The organism is Gillisia sp. CAL575, from assembly GCF_000403785.1.
Lineage (GTDB): Bacteria > Bacteroidota > Bacteroidia > Flavobacteriales > Flavobacteriaceae > Gillisia.
The window spans coordinates 22,530-40,080 of record NZ_APHJ01000028.1 but is presented as its reverse complement, the minus strand read 5'-3'; the positions used below and the strand labels follow the sequence as shown (position 1 = coordinate 40,080).

At 32.6% G+C, this 17,551-nt stretch carries 16 protein-coding genes; 3 read left to right on the top strand and 13 right to left on the bottom strand.

From position 1 onward, the window contains the following. The 13 genes from I130_RS10545 to I130_RS10485 all read right to left on the bottom strand — a co-directional run bounded on the left by I130_RS10545 (position 1) and on the right by I130_RS10485 (position 12,705). The gene (locus I130_RS10545) at positions 1 to 852 is read right to left on the bottom strand and encodes a glycosyltransferase family 2 protein (protein WP_051119679.1); all 852 of its coding nucleotides are present in this window, start codon (positions 850 to 852) and stop codon (positions 1 to 3) included. An 11-nt stretch (positions 853 to 863) separates the two neighbouring features. Beyond that, positions 864 to 1,718, bottom strand: coding sequence for a glycosyltransferase family 2 protein (locus I130_RS10540; protein ID WP_034922752.1), 855 nt, complete (start codon positions 1,716 to 1,718; stop codon positions 864 to 866). 13 nt (positions 1,719 to 1,731) lie between these two features. Continuing rightward, entirely contained in the window at positions 1,732 to 2,655 is a 924-nt protein-coding gene (locus I130_RS10535; protein ID WP_051119678.1) for a glycosyltransferase family 2 protein, read from the bottom strand. Positions 2,656 to 2,683: 28 nt separating this feature from the next. Next, a complete protein-coding gene (locus tag I130_RS10530; RefSeq protein ID WP_034922749.1) occupies positions 2,684 to 3,382 on the bottom strand; it encodes a WbqC family protein in 699 nt (232 codons plus the stop codon). A 10-nt stretch (positions 3,383 to 3,392) separates the two neighbouring features. After that, positions 3,393 to 4,064, bottom strand: coding sequence for a hypothetical protein (locus I130_RS10525; RefSeq protein ID WP_034922745.1), 672 nt, complete (start codon positions 4,062 to 4,064; stop codon positions 3,393 to 3,395). Next, positions 4,064 to 4,588 (bottom strand): DapH/DapD/GlmU-related protein, encoded by a 525-nt coding sequence (locus I130_RS10520; protein ID WP_051119677.1) that lies wholly within the window; start codon positions 4,586 to 4,588, stop codon positions 4,064 to 4,066. The genes I130_RS10525 and I130_RS10520 overlap by 1 nt, the downstream gene beginning before the upstream one ends. Positions 4,589 to 4,617: 29 nt before the next feature. Next, a complete protein-coding gene (locus tag I130_RS10515; protein WP_034922742.1) occupies positions 4,618 to 5,679 on the bottom strand; it encodes a DegT/DnrJ/EryC1/StrS family aminotransferase in 1,062 nt (353 codons plus the stop codon). 4 nt (positions 5,680 to 5,683) lie between these two features. Next, positions 5,684 to 6,946: an ABC transporter ATP-binding protein gene (locus tag I130_RS10510; protein ID WP_034922740.1), complete on the bottom strand. Its 1,263-nt coding sequence runs from the start codon at positions 6,944 to 6,946 to the stop codon at positions 5,684 to 5,686. 34 nt (positions 6,947 to 6,980) lie between these two features. Then, entirely contained in the window at positions 6,981 to 7,832 is an 852-nt protein-coding gene (locus tag I130_RS10505) for an exostosin family protein (RefSeq protein ID WP_034922737.1), read from the bottom strand. A 254-nt stretch (positions 7,833 to 8,086) separates the two neighbouring features. Then, positions 8,087 to 8,947: an ABC transporter permease gene (locus I130_RS10500; protein ID WP_034922734.1), complete on the bottom strand. Its 861-nt coding sequence runs from the start codon at positions 8,945 to 8,947 to the stop codon at positions 8,087 to 8,089. 39 nt (positions 8,948 to 8,986) lie between these two features. Next, positions 8,987 to 9,349 carry a four helix bundle protein gene (locus I130_RS10495; RefSeq protein ID WP_034922732.1) on the bottom strand — a complete coding sequence of 121 codons (363 nt, stop codon included), beginning with the start codon at positions 9,347 to 9,349 and terminating at the stop codon, positions 8,987 to 8,989. A gap of 99 nt (positions 9,350 to 9,448) precedes the next feature. After that, the gene (locus tag I130_RS10490; RefSeq protein WP_034922729.1) at positions 9,449 to 11,917 is read right to left on the bottom strand and encodes a polysaccharide biosynthesis tyrosine autokinase; all 2,469 of its coding nucleotides are present in this window, start codon (positions 11,915 to 11,917) and stop codon (positions 9,449 to 9,451) included. Next, positions 11,917 to 12,705: a polysaccharide biosynthesis/export family protein gene (locus I130_RS10485; protein WP_034922727.1), complete on the bottom strand. Its 789-nt coding sequence runs from the start codon at positions 12,703 to 12,705 to the stop codon at positions 11,917 to 11,919. Before I130_RS10485 ends, I130_RS10490 begins: the two co-directional genes overlap by 1 nt. Before the next feature lie 185 nt (positions 12,706 to 12,890). Here I130_RS10485 and I130_RS10480 point away from each other — a divergent pair, with 185 nt between their 5' ends. From I130_RS10480 to I130_RS10470, 3 genes are all read left to right on the top strand, one after another. After that, on the top strand, positions 12,891 to 14,759 hold the full coding sequence (locus tag I130_RS10480) for an ABC-F family ATP-binding cassette domain-containing protein (RefSeq protein WP_034922837.1): 1,869 nt from the start codon (positions 12,891 to 12,893) through the stop codon (positions 14,757 to 14,759). Positions 14,760 to 14,959: 200 nt separating this feature from the next. Further along, complete coding sequence (locus I130_RS10475; RefSeq protein WP_034922835.1) at positions 14,960 to 15,748, top strand: O-methyltransferase; 789 nt, start codon at positions 14,960 to 14,962, stop codon at positions 15,746 to 15,748. 54 nt (positions 15,749 to 15,802) lie between these two features. Beyond that, positions 15,803 to 16,507: an ABC transporter ATP-binding protein gene (locus I130_RS10470; protein ID WP_034922725.1), complete on the top strand. Its 705-nt coding sequence runs from the start codon at positions 15,803 to 15,805 to the stop codon at positions 16,505 to 16,507. Positions 16,508 to 17,551: the final 1,044 nt, after the last annotated feature.

Here is a 17,551-nt window from a genome sequence, read left to right as displayed (position 1 = left end):
CTATTGTATTCTATTTTTTATTTTACTTAAAGCACTTAATTGCCTATAAATAAAACATTCTACCTTCAACCTCATAAATTTCAAAGGATATCTTTTATAAATATTCTGAAAAAAAAAGTGCTTTTCAATATTGCTTTGATTTGAATTTCTAACAATTTCTTGGTTTACAATTTTATTCACACCTACTTGCTGTTTATCATGGATTCGGTAATAGATTAAGGGTTCCTCTATAAACCCTAAACTATTTCTTCCTGAAGCATGCAGGCCAATCCACCCATCATGCCAATAACCAAGAGGAATATTAATTGGCAAAATGGCAGTTTTCAGAGAAGATCGCATACTTACAGTCGCTCCAGTAATCTTGTTTTGATTTCTAAGAAGATCTTTAAAAGCTAAAAAATTATTTTTCCATTTATTACGTTGATCCAAATTAAAATCCCATTTATCCCACAAGTTAGTATTTAGTTTGCTCCCATAGGAATCAATCAAACATCCGTCTGAAAAAACTAATTCACATTCCGAATTATTTTTAAAATAAAATAAAATTTTCTGAACCTTAATCTTAAACCAAACATCATCCTGATCTGCCAGAAAAATTATCTCTCCCGTACATAAAGTTAAAGCTTTTTCAAAATTTTTTATAGTCCCTAAAGATTCTTCATTTTTGAAAATCTTAATTATCTCAGGGTACTTATCCTTATATTCATTTAAAATTTCCAGTGTGTTGTCGCTGGAATGATCGTCGCATATTATAATTTCATTTACTGCAGTAGATTGGTTAAGAATACTATTTAATTGATCATTTAAGAATTGTGAACCATTAAAAGTACATAGAGCGACAGAAATTCTCATGTTATGACAATTTATATTTTGGAATGAGATCTTCTAAAAATTGTAAATCCAAAAAAGGTTTTAAAAAAAAGATCAATAATATATTTTTTGCTTTTTATCCTATTTTGGAATATCTCATTCTTTGATTGTAGTTCTTTTATTTTTTTTTCTAAATCTATAAAGGTTCCTAATTGTGCAATAAAAAAATCAGGGTGTTTAAGGCTTAAATATTCTAATGCTTTATTTTGCCTACGTTTTGTCATACTCTTTAACATAGATTCACTTTTTATTCTATAAAAGAATCCTGTATGATTTAAGAGATTTACTTTACCCCCTTTTTTTAATAAGGCTATCCAAAACTCCCAATCTTCCCATCCATGTATCATATTTTCATCGTAACCTCCAATTTCTTTCCAATCTCTCTTTCTGAAAATTGCCGAACAAAATATCATATTATTCAAAGCTAATTCATAAAGGGAAAATGGCTTAAGGTCTAAAACTCCAATTTCCTCTCCAAATTTTTCTGCCCTGCAATACACAAGTTTTATATCCTGATCTTTCTTAAAAATATTTAATGCATAAGAAATATAATCTTTTGAAATTTTATCATCTGGATCTAAAGGAAGAATAAATACTCCTTTAGAATTTTGAATTCCAAAATTCCTAGCACTACTTAATCCTTTATTTTCCTGGTATACATATTTAAACCTTTTATCTTTTTTTATCCATTTCTTAGCTATTTCTTCGGTATTGTCAGGACTACCGTCATCAACAATTATACATTCCCAATTTTGGTAGGTCTGCTCTAATACGGATTGTAAGCAATCATCTAAAAATTGGGCTTGTTTAAAACAAGGAACTATAATAGAGATTAAACCTTTTTGCATGCTTAATAAAAAATTAATTATGCTTAATAAAACTTAAATATTTCCGAATTTGCAATCTAGGTTTTGTTAACCAGAAATTATGTAGAAAAATTTTAAAACAATTTTTATAATCTCTGTTAATAAAGTAATATTTAAATAAATTCAAACAATAATAGTTGATCTGAATTATATCTTCCTTCTGGTAGTTAACCTTTAAAAATCTTTTAATTGCAATAATCTGGCGCAAATGTACTTTATCATTCTTATATGGGGCAATTAAACTTTGGGTAACTCCCCCTTCATGCATTCTGTAGACTGAATAGAGATCATTAGATACATAGGCCAAATTACCGGATTTTTTTGATAATAATTGAACATATAGCATCCAATCTCCAAACATTAAATTTTTAAAAGCAGCTTCTAATACAGTTGTGTTTCTAAAAAGAACGGTACAGGTGATTAAATTATTCTTTGTTAGAAAATCAGTAATATCATAGGTGTTTTTTGAAAGGGGATTGCCAATAATTTCATTTAGTTCATTTTGCATCAACACCTTGGCTTTCCCACTATGTATTACATAATTTGAATTGGCTTCCAAAAAATCTACTTGATTTTGTAGTTTAAAAGGATTTGTCCAATAATCATCCCCTTCGCACATAGCTATATATTTACCTTTTGCTCTTGAAAAATTATATCTAATATTCATTCCCCCGCCTTCAACGGAAAACCTATTCACAGACTGATAGATTGGCTTAATTATTTTAGGGTATTTATTTTCGTACTCTTTAATTATAGTTGATGTTCGATCTGTAGAAGCATCATCATTAATTAAAACTTCAAATGCAAATAGCGTTTTTTGCACAAGAAACCCATCTAGACATTTACTTATAAAAGCTTCATGATTGTATGCAAGACAACATATACTAACAACAATATTTTCTTCTGCCTTATTATCCATACTTTTCTAATCTGAACACTGATAATAGTTAAACAAGATTATAATCTTTCAACATGACGCCAACCTCTTCCTTAGAATTAAACATCAATACATCAATTATCGAAAGACCAGGGACAAAATCATTTTGAAACTGGACATATTCAGGAATTGAACTTTGTATAAAATTGAGCTTGATATTATTTTTAAGAAAAAATTTAGGATCGTACAAATCTTGGCCGCCGATTGCATTAATATAGTGACTTGCCATCTCTTGTTTACAAATATCTATAACTCTTTCTTGCCCTATAAGATGTTTATTATCATAGATTATAGAAGACTTTATAATTAATGTGTCTATACAGAGGTAATCATTAAGTTGAGTTAAAGAAAAATAAATTAATTCAGAAATATTTTGATGTTCACTATTAATAATATTGCTCAAGACTGGAATAACTGTATTGTAATATGGAGCATCTTTATAATTCTGGTTGATAGTTTTTAGTAATTTAATTTTCCATTTCGAATTATCAGATATTTTTATTTCATTAATAGGTTTAAAAGAGCTTGATTTTTTTAATGGAACTGTAAAACGTCCTTTTCGTTTATCAATCAATAATGAGTTTCTATTAATCCATCCTCCCTTGATATAATTAACATCATCAAGGACAATAAATTTATCCACGGATTTTATTAATTGAAAGTAACCTAGATATGAAAATAAATAAGGCTGCATTATCCCTATTTTCATTGTAATAATTTTAGTTGATCGATTTTAAAACTTTTGCAGGAGTTCCAATATATATTTTATCAGACTCCATTAGGTTATTGGTTACTCCCGCACATAAACCAATGATATTATTTTCACTAATATTAACAGATCCAGTTACAGTTGAGTTCTGACCAAAAAAAACATTATTATGAATGTTTACTGAACTTCCAATACATACATGGGTTGCCATAAAAACATGATTTCCTAAAACAGTATCATGTCCAATTGAAGAAAGTGCACTTATAGTGCAATGATTTCCTATTACTGAATTAGAATGTATTGCGCAATTCGCAAAAACAACAGATCCATAACCTATTTTAGCACTATTTGCAACAAATGCTGATGGATGTATAAATGTATACCACTTTTCTTTCGGAATATTATAGGAATCTACGAGTAGTGCTCGTTCTACCATTTTATCCTGATGATTCATTTGAAAAATGAATTTAACATCTTGATATTTACCAAACTTAGCAAGTATTTCCTTAGTTTTACAAAGAACAGGAAATCCATTTATCACGCTACCAAATGATTCATCATCAAAAGCAAACCCTATACATTCAATATTTTTACCGAATCTTTTTTCAGCGTCTAAAATCCCTTCTGCAATGTTTATAGCAGTTCCTTTACCTCCAATTATAATAACTTTAGTTTTTTCCATTACTTTATTTTGACTGCCGGTATACCCAAATAGGTAGAATTTGATTGGCAATCTTTATTGACAAAACTCATAGCACCTATAATTACAGAATCTCCAATATGAATACCATGTTGTAAAACAGCATTTGTTCCAATAAAACAATTCTCCCCCACTTGGGCACCACCTATCGTGTTCTTATGACTATCTAAATTATTTGTCATAACTCTTGGACTAACGTAAGTGTTATTACCTAATTTTAAACCTCGAGCGAGTATTGTATCATAACGAATTGTTACATGATCCCCAATGATACAATTGCCTGAAGAAGATACCCTGGAATCAATATAACAATTATCACCTATAATAGTACCTTTTCTTAACTCCACATAATCCATAATTATAGTATTGTCTCCAATTTGAACACCTTCTTTAATAACACAAAAATTTCCAATAATTACATTGACTCCAATAATTGCTTTTGGATCTATAATGGAAAATTTTCCAGTTGTAAAATTATCATGTTTAATATTATTTGATAATGACATAGTCTTTTTTATAAAATTAAAAATAATTATCAGATGGCATTTAGAAAGGTGAAAAGATCTTTTTCATTTAACCCATTATATAGCGGCAAGCATAATATCCGTTTTGATATCGAGTCAGAAATGTTCATTGTAACTCTATCCAGATATGGAAGACTATTTAAACTAGGATAGAAATAACGCCTAGGGAAAACATCATTTTTATTCAACAAGTCTTTAACTACTATCAGCTGTTCTTCAGTTTTAAATAGCACTGGATAATAACTGTAATTCCAAACGGTTTCTTCCCTTAATTTAATTTTTTGAAGATTTAAAAAATTTAGATTTTTATCATAGAAATCTGTAATTCTTTTTCTCTGCTCTAAAATAGATTTCAGATATGGTAAAACTGCTAATCCCATTGCTGCTTGCAGTTCGCTCATTTTTGCATTAATTCCCAAACCACTAAAATCTTCTTGTCCTTTATGCCCAAAATTATGAAGCTGAAAACATATTTGATGCAGCTCAGGGGTATTGGCAAAAATTGCTCCGCCCTCGCCAGTATGAAAAAGTTTAGTTGCATGAAAACTACAGGTACTTATGTCGCCATATTCAAAAATAGATTTTCCTTTATACTGCACCCCAAAACAATGTGCTGCATCATAAATAACTTTTAAACCATACTTTTTTGCAATTAAATCTATTTTCTCCACTGCACAGGGGTTACCAAAGACATGGGTTGCTAAAATTCCTGTAGTTTTATTTGTAATAACAGCTTCAATTTTAGATTCATCGATGGTTAAATATTCGGGATGAATATCAACAAAAACAGGCGTACAACCTTCCCATACAATACTGGCGGTAGTTGCTACATAAGAAAATGGGGTGGTAATAATTTCTCCTTCTAAACCTAAAGCTTTAATAGCAATTTGAAGTGGAAGGGTACCGTTGGTAGTAGCAATTATATTAGAAACATTTAAATAAGATTTTAATTTTTCTTCTAACTCTTTAACCAACCCACCTCTATTCGTGATCCAACCTGCATCCCAAGCTTTACTTAAAATAGCCTGATATTCTGCTTGGGAGGGTAAAAATGTTTTAGTTACAGGTATCATATTTTTATTGAATTTCCCAATTGAATGTGGGTTTAATATAGCCAGGTTCCGTACCCATATAAACTCCTATTTCTCTGGATGCGTTCACAATTGTGAAGCTTAAGATATCCTTTTCCATAAAAACCGCATCCCTTCTGTCTTTTATTATAAAAAAGCTTAAAAAATATTGCCCAGCTTGAAAATATGATTCAGGAAAAAAACATGTTACTTTATTTTTACCTTCTCTAAGAATTTCTCCAGATTTGGAATTAGAAAATGAAAACATAGCTTCTCCCATTTCATTATGTAAATGATAGGTTATATGATATCTTGATGCATCCGTGATCTTGATATTTAATTCTGTGACCAACTCAATATCTTTATCCTCCAGAAGTACATCTTGATAAGTATTGGAAGTGTTTTGGAGGTACATTCTTATTATGTGAAATGAATCCCTATTAAATTCTTCACCAAATTCTTTAAGATTTCCTTTGATATTTTCGCCCTTGAGATAATAGGAAATTGCATTTTCAGTATTCCCTACAAAAGCAGAACATCCATTTTCTAATACCAAACCACGATTACACAAGGTTTTTACACTTGCCATATTATGACTTACAAAAAGTACTGTTCTTCCTTCTCCATGAGATAAGTTATGCATTTTTCCAATAGCCTTTTTCTGGAAATCTACATCACCAACAGCCAATACCTCATCTACTACCAATATTTCTGGTTCTAAATGAGCAGCAACCGCAAAACCAAGACGTACGGTCATTCCACTACTATACCTTTTCACTGGAGTATCTATGTACATTTCGCATCCAGAAAAATCTATTATTTCATCTAATTTAGATCTTATTTCATTTTTAGTCATCCCCAGAATGGCACCATTCATAAAAATATTTTCTCTTCCAGTAAGTTCTCCATGAAACCCAGTTCCCACTTCTAATAAAGATGCAATTCGCCCTCTAGTTTTAATACTTCCAGTGGTTGGCGAAGTTACCCTAGATAAAATTTTGAGCAGCGTAGACTTCCCTGCACCATTTTTACCGATAATTCCTAATACCTCTCCTTGTTTAACCTCAAAATTAATATCGCGTAAAGCCCATACATAATCTTCAACCGCCATAATACTGCGATCATTAATAGCACCCACTTTCAAAAATGGATCTTCTAAACCTCTGATATTATACCACCAACGTTTCAGATCATCTGAAATAGTACCTGTACCAACTGTTCCCAATCGGTATTGTTTGGAGATATTTTCTGCTTTAAGTATTACGCTCATTTAGGGGAACTAAAATTTATATAAATAATCTAATTTAGATAGAAACTTTGTTAGTATAATTTTCTGAATCTTTCTTTAATTTATTAAGTTCTTCATTTAATATAGCTAAAGGAATGGTGATTTTAGAAAGACACAATTCATAATTATAATCTGCATCTTCTTTAGTCCAGACAAAGTCTTTAATATCTTCATGCATAAATCTATATCTAAATCCTTTATAGGCATCACATTCTGCTTCAATTACAGGTATTGCTCCTGCTAATATACTTTCAAAAAAACGATAAGTCCAGATATAATCACCAGATGGACAGAGTACAAATTCCGAATTCAAGAGCGTATTATAATATTGACGATCCCATGTTTTTCCAGGAAATTTTCTACCCTTAGAAGAAAAGTTAATCTCCACCAATAAAGATTTTGAAGAACCAATTAAATTTTTTATTCTCCACATGCCAAGTGATAGAAATCTCATTAGTAATATTCGATTTATTAGAATAAAAAGATTTCTATTCCTATTGAGATCTATCCATTTAAAAATTTCTTTTTTTCGCTCAACCGATACAAAACCTGAGAAGCTAAATTGCAATTTTCTCTTTGTATTCCAATTATCTTTTAAATGAGTACAAATATTATGAGGAAAAATTAAGTTACGATTAATATTTCCAATTGAACTTATAGGTATTGAATGATCGATGCTTGTTATCTTTTTAAAATCCAAGGCTATATCTTGATTTGTAACAAAACAAATATTGAATTTATTTATGATAGGTGATAACTTATAAAGATCACTTTCCTTTACACTTACTTTGAATGCACTTTCAGATAAAGCTTGAATTAACCGTATTTCTTGAAGTAAACGTAGGTCAGAATTAAGAGTAATTACCATATTTAAAAAAATTCACAATCACATTATAATTAATTTAAAATTCTATAAACCAGTTTTTTAAAGAAAGATTATAATAACTGAAAAAAGTAATTGATTTGTACAATAATAATCTTAACCCAATTGAGCAAAATTCAAACTCATCAAAGTTAGTATTACACTTGCCTATCATATTCTCAAATTGTAATTATCTCTAATCAACTTATGGATCAATTACAGAATCTATTAAAATTTCTTAAAAAAATTAAAACAAACTTCTAAACCGTGTCAATAAAATTCTTCTCCGTCTTATTAAAGACTATTAAGCCAAATAAAAACAATAAAAAAGATAGTGATAAAGTATAGATAAACCCAGTAAAAGTAAAGGTTCCGGTGTCTAAAATCATATATCTAAAGCCTTCAATAATTTGAGTTAATGGATTATATTTTACTAACCAAACCCAGTCTGGCATTTTAGATTCCACTTGGCTTAATGGGTATGGTACCGCCGAAATATACATTAATAATGTAGTAGCAAAACCCATTAGCACCGATAAATCTCTATATTTTGTAGTTAATGCAGAAATTGTCATTCCAGCTCCCAGTCCCAAAAAGGCCATCATTAAAACATAGATAGGGAATAAAACTAGGTTCAAATTAGGTGATATATCAAAATCTTGAAATAGATAATAAATATAAAATACTATCAATATAATTAATTGTATTCCAAATTTAAAGAGATTGGAAATCACCGTTTTTAAAGGCATGATAACCCGGGGGAAATAAACCTTACCAAATATTCCTGCATTTGCAGAAAAGGTATTTGATGTTCCAGATAAGCATTGGCTAAAGTAATTCCAAGCAGTAATTCCCGTTAAATTGAATAAAAATGGAGGGATATTCCCAGTTGGGATACTGGCTATATTATTAAAAACCAAGGTAAAAATCACTGAGGTAAACAATGGCTGAATTAAAAACCATAGCGGCCCTAAAATGGTTTGTTTGTAAACAGTTACAATATCTCGCTTCACGAATAATATTAACAGATCTCGATATCTCCAAATTTCTTGGAAGTTGAGATCTATTAGTTTACGTTTGGGTGTTATTTCGTAAAGCCAGTCTTTATTCGCTTCGCTCATAATTGTGAAAGGTATCGGTTGTAGGTTGTAGGTTGTGGGTTAGGTTTTCCAATTATTTTCCACATATTGAATAAACGAATATATCTTGCCTCCTAATTTGTCATAATTATGTTTCAGTTCTTTTATTTCAGGAAAATCATATAATTCATCAATCATTTCTAATTGAGAATAACATTCTAATAAGGAGGCATGTGCATAAATTAAAAATTTAATAAAATCCTGTTTATAAGTCCGTCTTCCATAACCTTCAACAATATTATCTTTTATACTTTTGGAAGATCTTCTTATTTGACTTCCCTGCTCATAAAGTTCAAATTTAGGCAGTTTCATAGAAATTTTATGCACTTCAACTGCGTACGAAAATGCTAAATTATATATATCCAGATCCTTATAACTCTTCAAACCTTTTTTTATTAATAAATTAAATTAAAATCAAAACGACAACTGAGAACCCACAACTGATAACTGACAACAGGAAACTCACAACTCACAACTTCAATCTTATTCAAAATTTCGCATCACTTTCTTCCAAGTTTTCTTAAGCTGACCTAATTTGGATGGCGCTTCTCCATAAGCATTGTATTTATTGTAAGAATAGCCATAACCGTATCCATAGCCGTAACCATAACCGTAACCATAGCCATATTTTGCTCTATGTTGGAAATAATTTAGAACAAAACTGATGTTCTTAATTTCTCCTTTATCATATTTTTCATTTATAGATTCCAACATTCCCCTTTTGGTGTAATCCTGTCTAATTAAGTATAAGGTAGCATCTGCATATTTTACCAAATTCATAGCATCTGCAACAATTCCTATTGGAGGTGTATCCATAATGATGTAATCATACTTCTCCTTTAATTCAACCATCAGTACTTCCATTTGGTCACCCATTAATAATTCAGATGGGTTCGGGGGAATTGGCCCTGCGGTAATTACATCTAGAAACGGAATTTTACTTGGTTGAATTATTTCATCTACGTTATTATCACCTATTAAATAATTCACAACTCCCAGATCATTATTTAATTCAAAATCATCAAAGATCTTTGGCTTACGTAAATCCAATCCAAGTAAAACGGTTTTCTTTTCACTTAGCGCAAAAACAGTGGCTAAATTCATTGCGCAAAAAGTTTTACCCTCCCCAGATACAGAAGAGGTAATCATCACAGTTTTGGAACCTGTAAGGCTTAATTTCTTATACATAAACTGCAAACTACTCCGGATTCCTCTAAAGCTCTCAGAAATAGCAGATTTTGGTTTTTCAAATACTACTAAATTCGCTTCTGCCTTATTTTTACCTATTAATCCCAAAATTGGTATCGGTGATAATCTAGATACTTCCTGAGCATTTAACACATTTGTATTTAAAAAAACGATAAGAAACACAAAAACCAAAGGAATAACAGCGCCCACCAACAAAGCCATTACATAATTCAATTGAGTATTTGGTCCAATTTTCCCTCCGCCTGTATCCTTAGCGCCATCAATGATCATTACATCGCTCACATTCGCCGCTTTAATTAAACTTGCCTCACTCCTTTTCTCCAGAAAGAGACTATAAGTTTTTTCACTAATGCTATATTTTCTCTGGATCTTAAGAAGATCTTGTTCCTCCTGCGGCAACTTTTTAATTGCAGCTTCAGATTGTGCTATTTGCCCGTTGATGGATCTTAATTCTCCTTGTAAAAGCCCTGTAGAAGAGCTTATATTCTCTAATAATACCGTCTTTACCGAATTGATCTGCCTATCTATATCTGCAAAAACTGGGGAATTTTCTTTAAGTGAATATTGATATTTACTTCGTTCCTGAGATAATTCCAAGATCTTGCCCACCCCGGAAGTAATACTTCCTTCATTAATACCTGCTACAGATGGGGCTGGTACATTAGAATAATCTGTCTTAGTTTGGAGATAACTTTCCAACGTGCCAAAATATGCGAGTTGCCTCCTAATATCTTCTTTGCGCACATCAAATCCTGCAAGTTTAGTTGAAATTTGAGAACTTTCTGCTGAGATGTCTAATATTGCATTTTCATTTCTGAAATCATTAAGTTCATCTTCCACTACTTTCAATTCCCTTGATTTCACCGCTAGGCTACTATCTATAAATCTAATAGTTTTTGTGGCAAACAAATTCTTACGTTCTAGCATATTCTGGCTCAACACGGCCACTGTTCCATTTAAATATTCTACGATCCGGGCTTTATTACCGCCCGTCATAGACAAATTGATCATAGATCCATTAAAATTATCATTTCCAATTCCCAAACCGCGATATCGTCCTACAGCTGAATCGAAATTCATGAAACTGATATAAAATGGTGTTCCTACCTGAAGGGCTTGATTACTCCTAGTTACTAAACCACTAAAAAATGGTAATTGAATAGCTTCCCCAACCTTAAAATCTCGACTGAATTCCTGAGTATCTAAACTCAAAGATCCCTTTTCTTTAGTCCCGAAATTCTGTGTAGCAAAGGAAGATGGAAGATTTGCTTTTAAATTAAAACTGTCTTCAGATTTAAAAGTAATTGTAATTGGTAAACCTACAGCTTGGAAACGAGTTGTATCTACTGTGATTATAAAGGGAGTACTTCCATAAGCATCCACTCTTTGATATTCGCCTTCCTTTAAATATTCGAGATAATATTGAAGTTTAGAAACAACCTCCTCATTATGAGATCGGGATCTTAAAATGGTAGTAGCGGTTGTTACCTTATCTGATGTCCCCCCCCAATTAAAAGTAAGACTGGTATTTGCACTAAAAAAAGGATTTTGATCATCTTTAATGGAAATGGAATTTCCTAACTGGTAAACTGGTAATTTCCTAACATTATTATAATAAGCTACCGCCATACTGATTGCAACAGAAACAAGAATAAGTTGCCAGTAACTTAGAATTTTAAGAAGAAAGCCTTTAAAATCGAAAGTAGAACCTACATCGGAAATATGATCATCTTCATTTGCCATTATCTTGTAAAGATTAAGATTACAGAAGTAAGTAAAGTTACTACGCCTACAATATCCCTTGCAGTAGCTAATCCCGTAGTTCCAAAGCCTAATGCTTTTTGAGGTAATGGATCTACTAAAATAAGGTCGTTGGGTTGAATATAATAATAGGGACTTTTAGTTGCATTAATACTGGTGAGATCTATATTATGTATTTTCTCACCACCAGGGTATTGCCTTATAATTTTAATATTAGTTAGATCCCCATACTCAGTTACACCTCCAGCATTTGCCACTGCTTCCATAATTGTCACCTGTTCTTTATAAACCACCTGACTCCCCGAACCTATTTCTCCTAAGGTCGTATATCTTATTCCTGCTAATTTAACGGTTACGAAAATATTTGCTTCATCTTTAAAGTATTGATCTAATAATTCTTTTTCTATTCGCTCTCTCACCTCATCCACCGTAAAACCCATCACATTAATTTCCCCCAAAGAAGGAATTCTAATATTACCGTGAGGATCCACTAAAAACCCATCGTAATACAATCTTTCTTCCCCTGTAGCTGCAACATTCGCATCGTTAATAGGATTGAACATCCCAACTAATTCCTGGTCGAGTGCTTTTACCCTAATACTTAAAAGATCATTGATCTGAATTCTATATGGTTTTTGAAGACGTTGGATTTGAATAATGCTGTCTACCGCTGTTTCATCCTGCTGCAAATAGGTGATCTTTTTTGTAGAAATGCATGAGGTGAAACTTAAAACAACAATTCCAATAAATACCAATAATTTATAATTCATAAGCGGAGATCGATGTAAATAAATTCAAAATAGCTAGATATTGGGTAAGAATATGCTTTTCAATCAAATAATATAAACCTTGAAAGCATAGCCTGTAAAACAAATATAGCGGTTGTGGGCTAATAATAAAACTAATCTTCTTTTAACTCCGTAAATTCTAGCTATTTTTGCAAAAAATTTATTCTGTGAATTACTTATCGGTTGAAAATATTGCTAAATCTTTTGGCGAAGTTGGATTATTCTCTAATATTTCCTTCGGAATCAATGAAGGACAAAAAGTAGGCTTTGTAGCAAAAAACGGAAGTGGGAAAACCACTTTATTACATATACTTGCCGGTACAGAAACTCCAGATGATGGAAGAGTTGTATACAGAAAAGGTATTACTTCGGCCTTCCTTGCTCAGGAGCCAGATCTTGATCCAAAGCTAACGGTAGAGGAAACTATTTTTGCATCGGATAACGAGATCATGCGAGTGATCGCACAATATGAAAAAGCATTAGAGAATCCAGAGGATGCAGATGCATATCAAAAAGCTTTCGAGCTTATGGAAATGCATCAGGCATGGGATTTTGAAACTCAATATACTCAGATCCTTTTCAAGATGAAACTGGATCAACTAGATAAAAAAGTAGGTGATCTTTCCGGAGGACAAAAGAAACGTCTTGCGTTAACCGTGATGCTTTTAAGCAAACCAGATTTTATTATTCTGGATGAGCCTACCAACCATTTAGATCTGGATATGATAGAATGGTTGGAAGAATTCTTTAAAAAAGAGAATTTCACCATCTTTATGGTTACCCACGACAGGTATTTCTTAGAAAATGTGTGTAATGAGATCGTAGAGTTGGAAGATGGAAATCTTTATACATATAAAGGAAACTACTCTTATTACCTAGATAAAAAAGATGCCAGAATAGAATTGGACCAAACTAATACCGATAAAGCAAAGCAGCTTTTTAAGAAGGAATTAGATTGGATGCGAAGACAGCCAAAGGCAAGAACCACAAAATCTAAATCTAGAATAGATGATTTTCATGAGATCAAGGATCGCGCTTCTAAAAGAAGAAAAGATCATCAGGTTCAATTGGAGATCAATATGGAACGCTTAGGAAGCAAGATCGTGGAGATCCATAAAATTTCTAAAAGTTATGAAGGCAAGCAATTGCTAGATAAATTTGAATATAACTTCCAAAAGGGAGAACGTATTGGGATCATTGGAAAAAATGGAACCGGGAAATCTACTTTCTTAAATATCTTGACAGGAGCTATTAAACCAGATTCGGGAAAAGTAACCATTGGTGAAACTATTAAATTTGGATATTATACCCAAGGTGGAATCCAAGCGAAACCAGGACAGAAAGTAATTGATGTTATTCGTGAATATGGCGATTATATTCCTCTTCAAAAAGGGAGACAGATCTCTGCACAGCAACTATTAGAGCGTTTCCTTTTTGATCGTAAAAAGCAGTATGACTTTGTAGAAAAATTAAGTGGTGGAGAAAGAAAGAGATTGTATTTATGTACTGTTCTTATTCAGAATCCTAACTTCTTGATCTTAGATGAACCTACAAACGATCTGGATATAGTTACCCTGAATGTTTTGGAGAATTTCTTATTGGATTTCCCTGGTTGCCTAGTGGTAGTTTCTCACGACAGGTATTTCATGGATAAGATTGTGGATCACCTTTTTGTATTTCAAGGAAATGCTGAAGTTGAAGATTTCCCAGGAAATTATTCTGATTATCGCGAATATGAGGACAGTCAGATTGCTGAATCCAACGGAAAATCTAAAAATAATAATGTAAAAGAGGTTGCTTCTAAATCTGAAGCAAAATCTGAAAGCGGACTTACCTATAACGAAAAGAAAGAATTCAATAAGCTTGAAAAGGAGATCGCTAATCTTGAAAAGAAGAAAGAAAAGATTCAGCAGGAATTTTTAGAAATTTTGGATTCAGATAAGATTGCAAAGAAGTCTATAGAGCTTAAGGAAGTTGAGGATTCCATAGAAAACAAGACAGAACGTTATTTTGAGCTAGGGGCGAAAGATTCTTAAATTTCGGGTTTGAGGTTTGAGGTTTCGGGTTTGAGGTTTCGGATTTGAGGTTTCGGGTTTCGGGTTTCGGGTTTCGGGTTTCGGGTTTCGGGTTTCGGGTTTCGGGTTTCGGGTTTCGGGTTTCGGGTTTCGGGTTTAAAATTCACTAAAATTGAAATTTTGAATTTTGAATTTTGAATTTTGAAAATAAATTTAAATTATTGCATCAAATTTTTGCTTATATAAAATTCCTGTTCAGATCTTCCAACCAACATGGAGTGCATTCTCCATTTGTATATGATCTGCTTACAAAATGTTTGTATCTGAAAAATGATACACCCGCATTTCAGAAAATAAGAGTCTATTGGAATGCTGTGCATAGAGATAAAAAAAGTATTAAAGTAACCGACTTTGGTGCTGGAAGTAAGGTCTTCAAATCCAATAATCGCAAGATTTCAGCTATCGCAAAAAATGCAGGTATTCCTTTAAAAAGAGCGATTCTTCTAAATAAACTAGGCTCTTATTTTCAGTTTAAATCTGGACTGGAATTAGGAACTTCTGTAGGAATATCCTCTGCAGCAATTGCAATGGATAATCCTATTTCACTAACAAGTCTAGAAGGTTGTTCAGAAACGGCTAATGTCGCTCAGATGTATTTTGATGAATTCAATTTAAAAAATATATCTGTCCAAATTGGCGAATTCGACGTATTATTAGACTCCATATTAGAAAAAGAAAACACAAACAAAGATTCAAGATTTGATCTTGTTTATTTCGATGGAAATCATCAAAAAGAACCTACTCTAAAATACTTTAAAAAGCTACTTCCTTTCGCTCAGAACAATTCAGTTTTTATCTTTGATGATATTCACTGGTCGGCAGAAATGGAAGAAGCATGGGAAGAGATCAAAGCTGATCCTTCTGTCCGTGTAACTATAGATAGCTTTTACTGGGGACTGGTTTTTTTCAGAAAAGAACAAGAAAAAGAGCATTTTACAATTCGCTTGTAACAAATATCGAAATTGGGCGTCCTATTGAAGCAATAAATTTATTGGAATCACACTATGAGCAAAGTTATTGAGATACGCAGCATTACTCGAGACTTCCCTTTAGGGCAAGAGATCATTAAGGTTTTAAAAGGAATAGATCTCGATATAGACAGAGGGGAATATGTAGCATTTATGGGGCCTTCTGGATCTGGAAAATCTACTCTAATGAATCTTCTAGGATGTTTAGACACACCAACTTCAGGGACTTATATTCTTAATGGGAACGATGTAAGCAAAATGAGTGATGATGAGCTTGCTGAAATTCGTAATAAAGAAATTGGCTTTGTATTCCAGACCTTTAACTTATTACCACGTACAACCGCACTAGAAAATGTTGCCTTACCAATGGTATATGCTGGTTTCTCTAAAGCCGAGCGTAAAGTTCGTGCTGAGGAAGTTTTAACTAATGTTGGGCTAGCCGATAGAATGGATCACAAACCCAATCAACTTTCTGGAGGTCAACGTCAGCGTGTTGCAGTAGGACGAGCTTTAGTTAATAAACCTTCTATTATACTTGCAGATGAGCCAACAGGGAACCTGGATTCTATTACCTCTTTGGAGATCATGACTTTATTTGATGAAATACATGCAGCCGGAAACACCGTTATTTTAGTTACTCACGAAGAAGATGTTGCCATGCATGCCCATAGAATTATTAGACTTAGAGATGGGATTGTGGAGAGCGATGTTAGAAAGGAGCAAGTTGTTACACCTGAATAGACATTAAACTGACTTCTCGACTCCGCTCGAAGGAACAAAGAATTAGAATGTCATCCTGAGCTTGTCGAAGGATCTCAATGAAGTTACATTCTTCCTTATAAGAGATTCCTCCAGCTGTCGGAATGACAAAGCATAAAAAGTGTCATTCTGAACGAAGAGCAGCGAAGTGAAGAATCTCAATTAATCAACAAGCGTTTTTATAAAAGATCCCTCTCTCCTAAATTTAATTTGGATCGTGATTACAAAAACCTCTGATGTCCTCCTTCCTAAATAACTATTAAGATTTATGAAGAATCTTTATAATTACCTACGAGATTCCTCTCCCAAAAGGGATCGGAATGACAGATAAATATCTTACTAACCTTAGTGAAGAGATTTCTTATTTTTAAAAAAAGCTTCGACCAGCTCTGCCGTACATTTTGTATAACTGTCTTCCTGAGCCTGAAGAAGGATCTCAATGAAGTTACATCCCCCCTTTATAAGAGATTCCTCCAGCTGTCGGAATGACAAAGCATAAAAAGTGTCATTCTGAACGAAGAGCAGCGAAGTGAAGAATCTCAATTAATCAACAAGCATTTTTATAAGAGATCCCTCTCTCCTAAATTTAATTTGGATCGTGATCACAGAATCCTCTGATGTCCTCCTTCCCAAATAACTATTGAAATTTTCGAAGAATCTTTATAATTCCCTACGAGATTCCTCTCCCAAAAAGAAATCGGAATGACAGATAAATATCTTACTAACCTTAGTGAAGAGGTTTCTTATGTTTAGAACAAGGCTTCTACAAGCTCTGCCTGACATTTTGTATAATTGTATTCCTAAGCCTGAGAAGGAGCTCAATGAAGTTACATTCTTCCTTATAAGAGATTCCTCCAGCTGTCGGAATGACAAAGCATAAAAAGTGTCATTCTGAACGAAGAGCAGCGGAGTGAAGAATTTCAATGAAGCAAGATTCTCTACCACAAGAGATCCCTCCTACCGTGGGGATGACAAAAGCTTCGGAATGACATCGTTCTACTTGGCATTTAAAATTCATTTTATTAC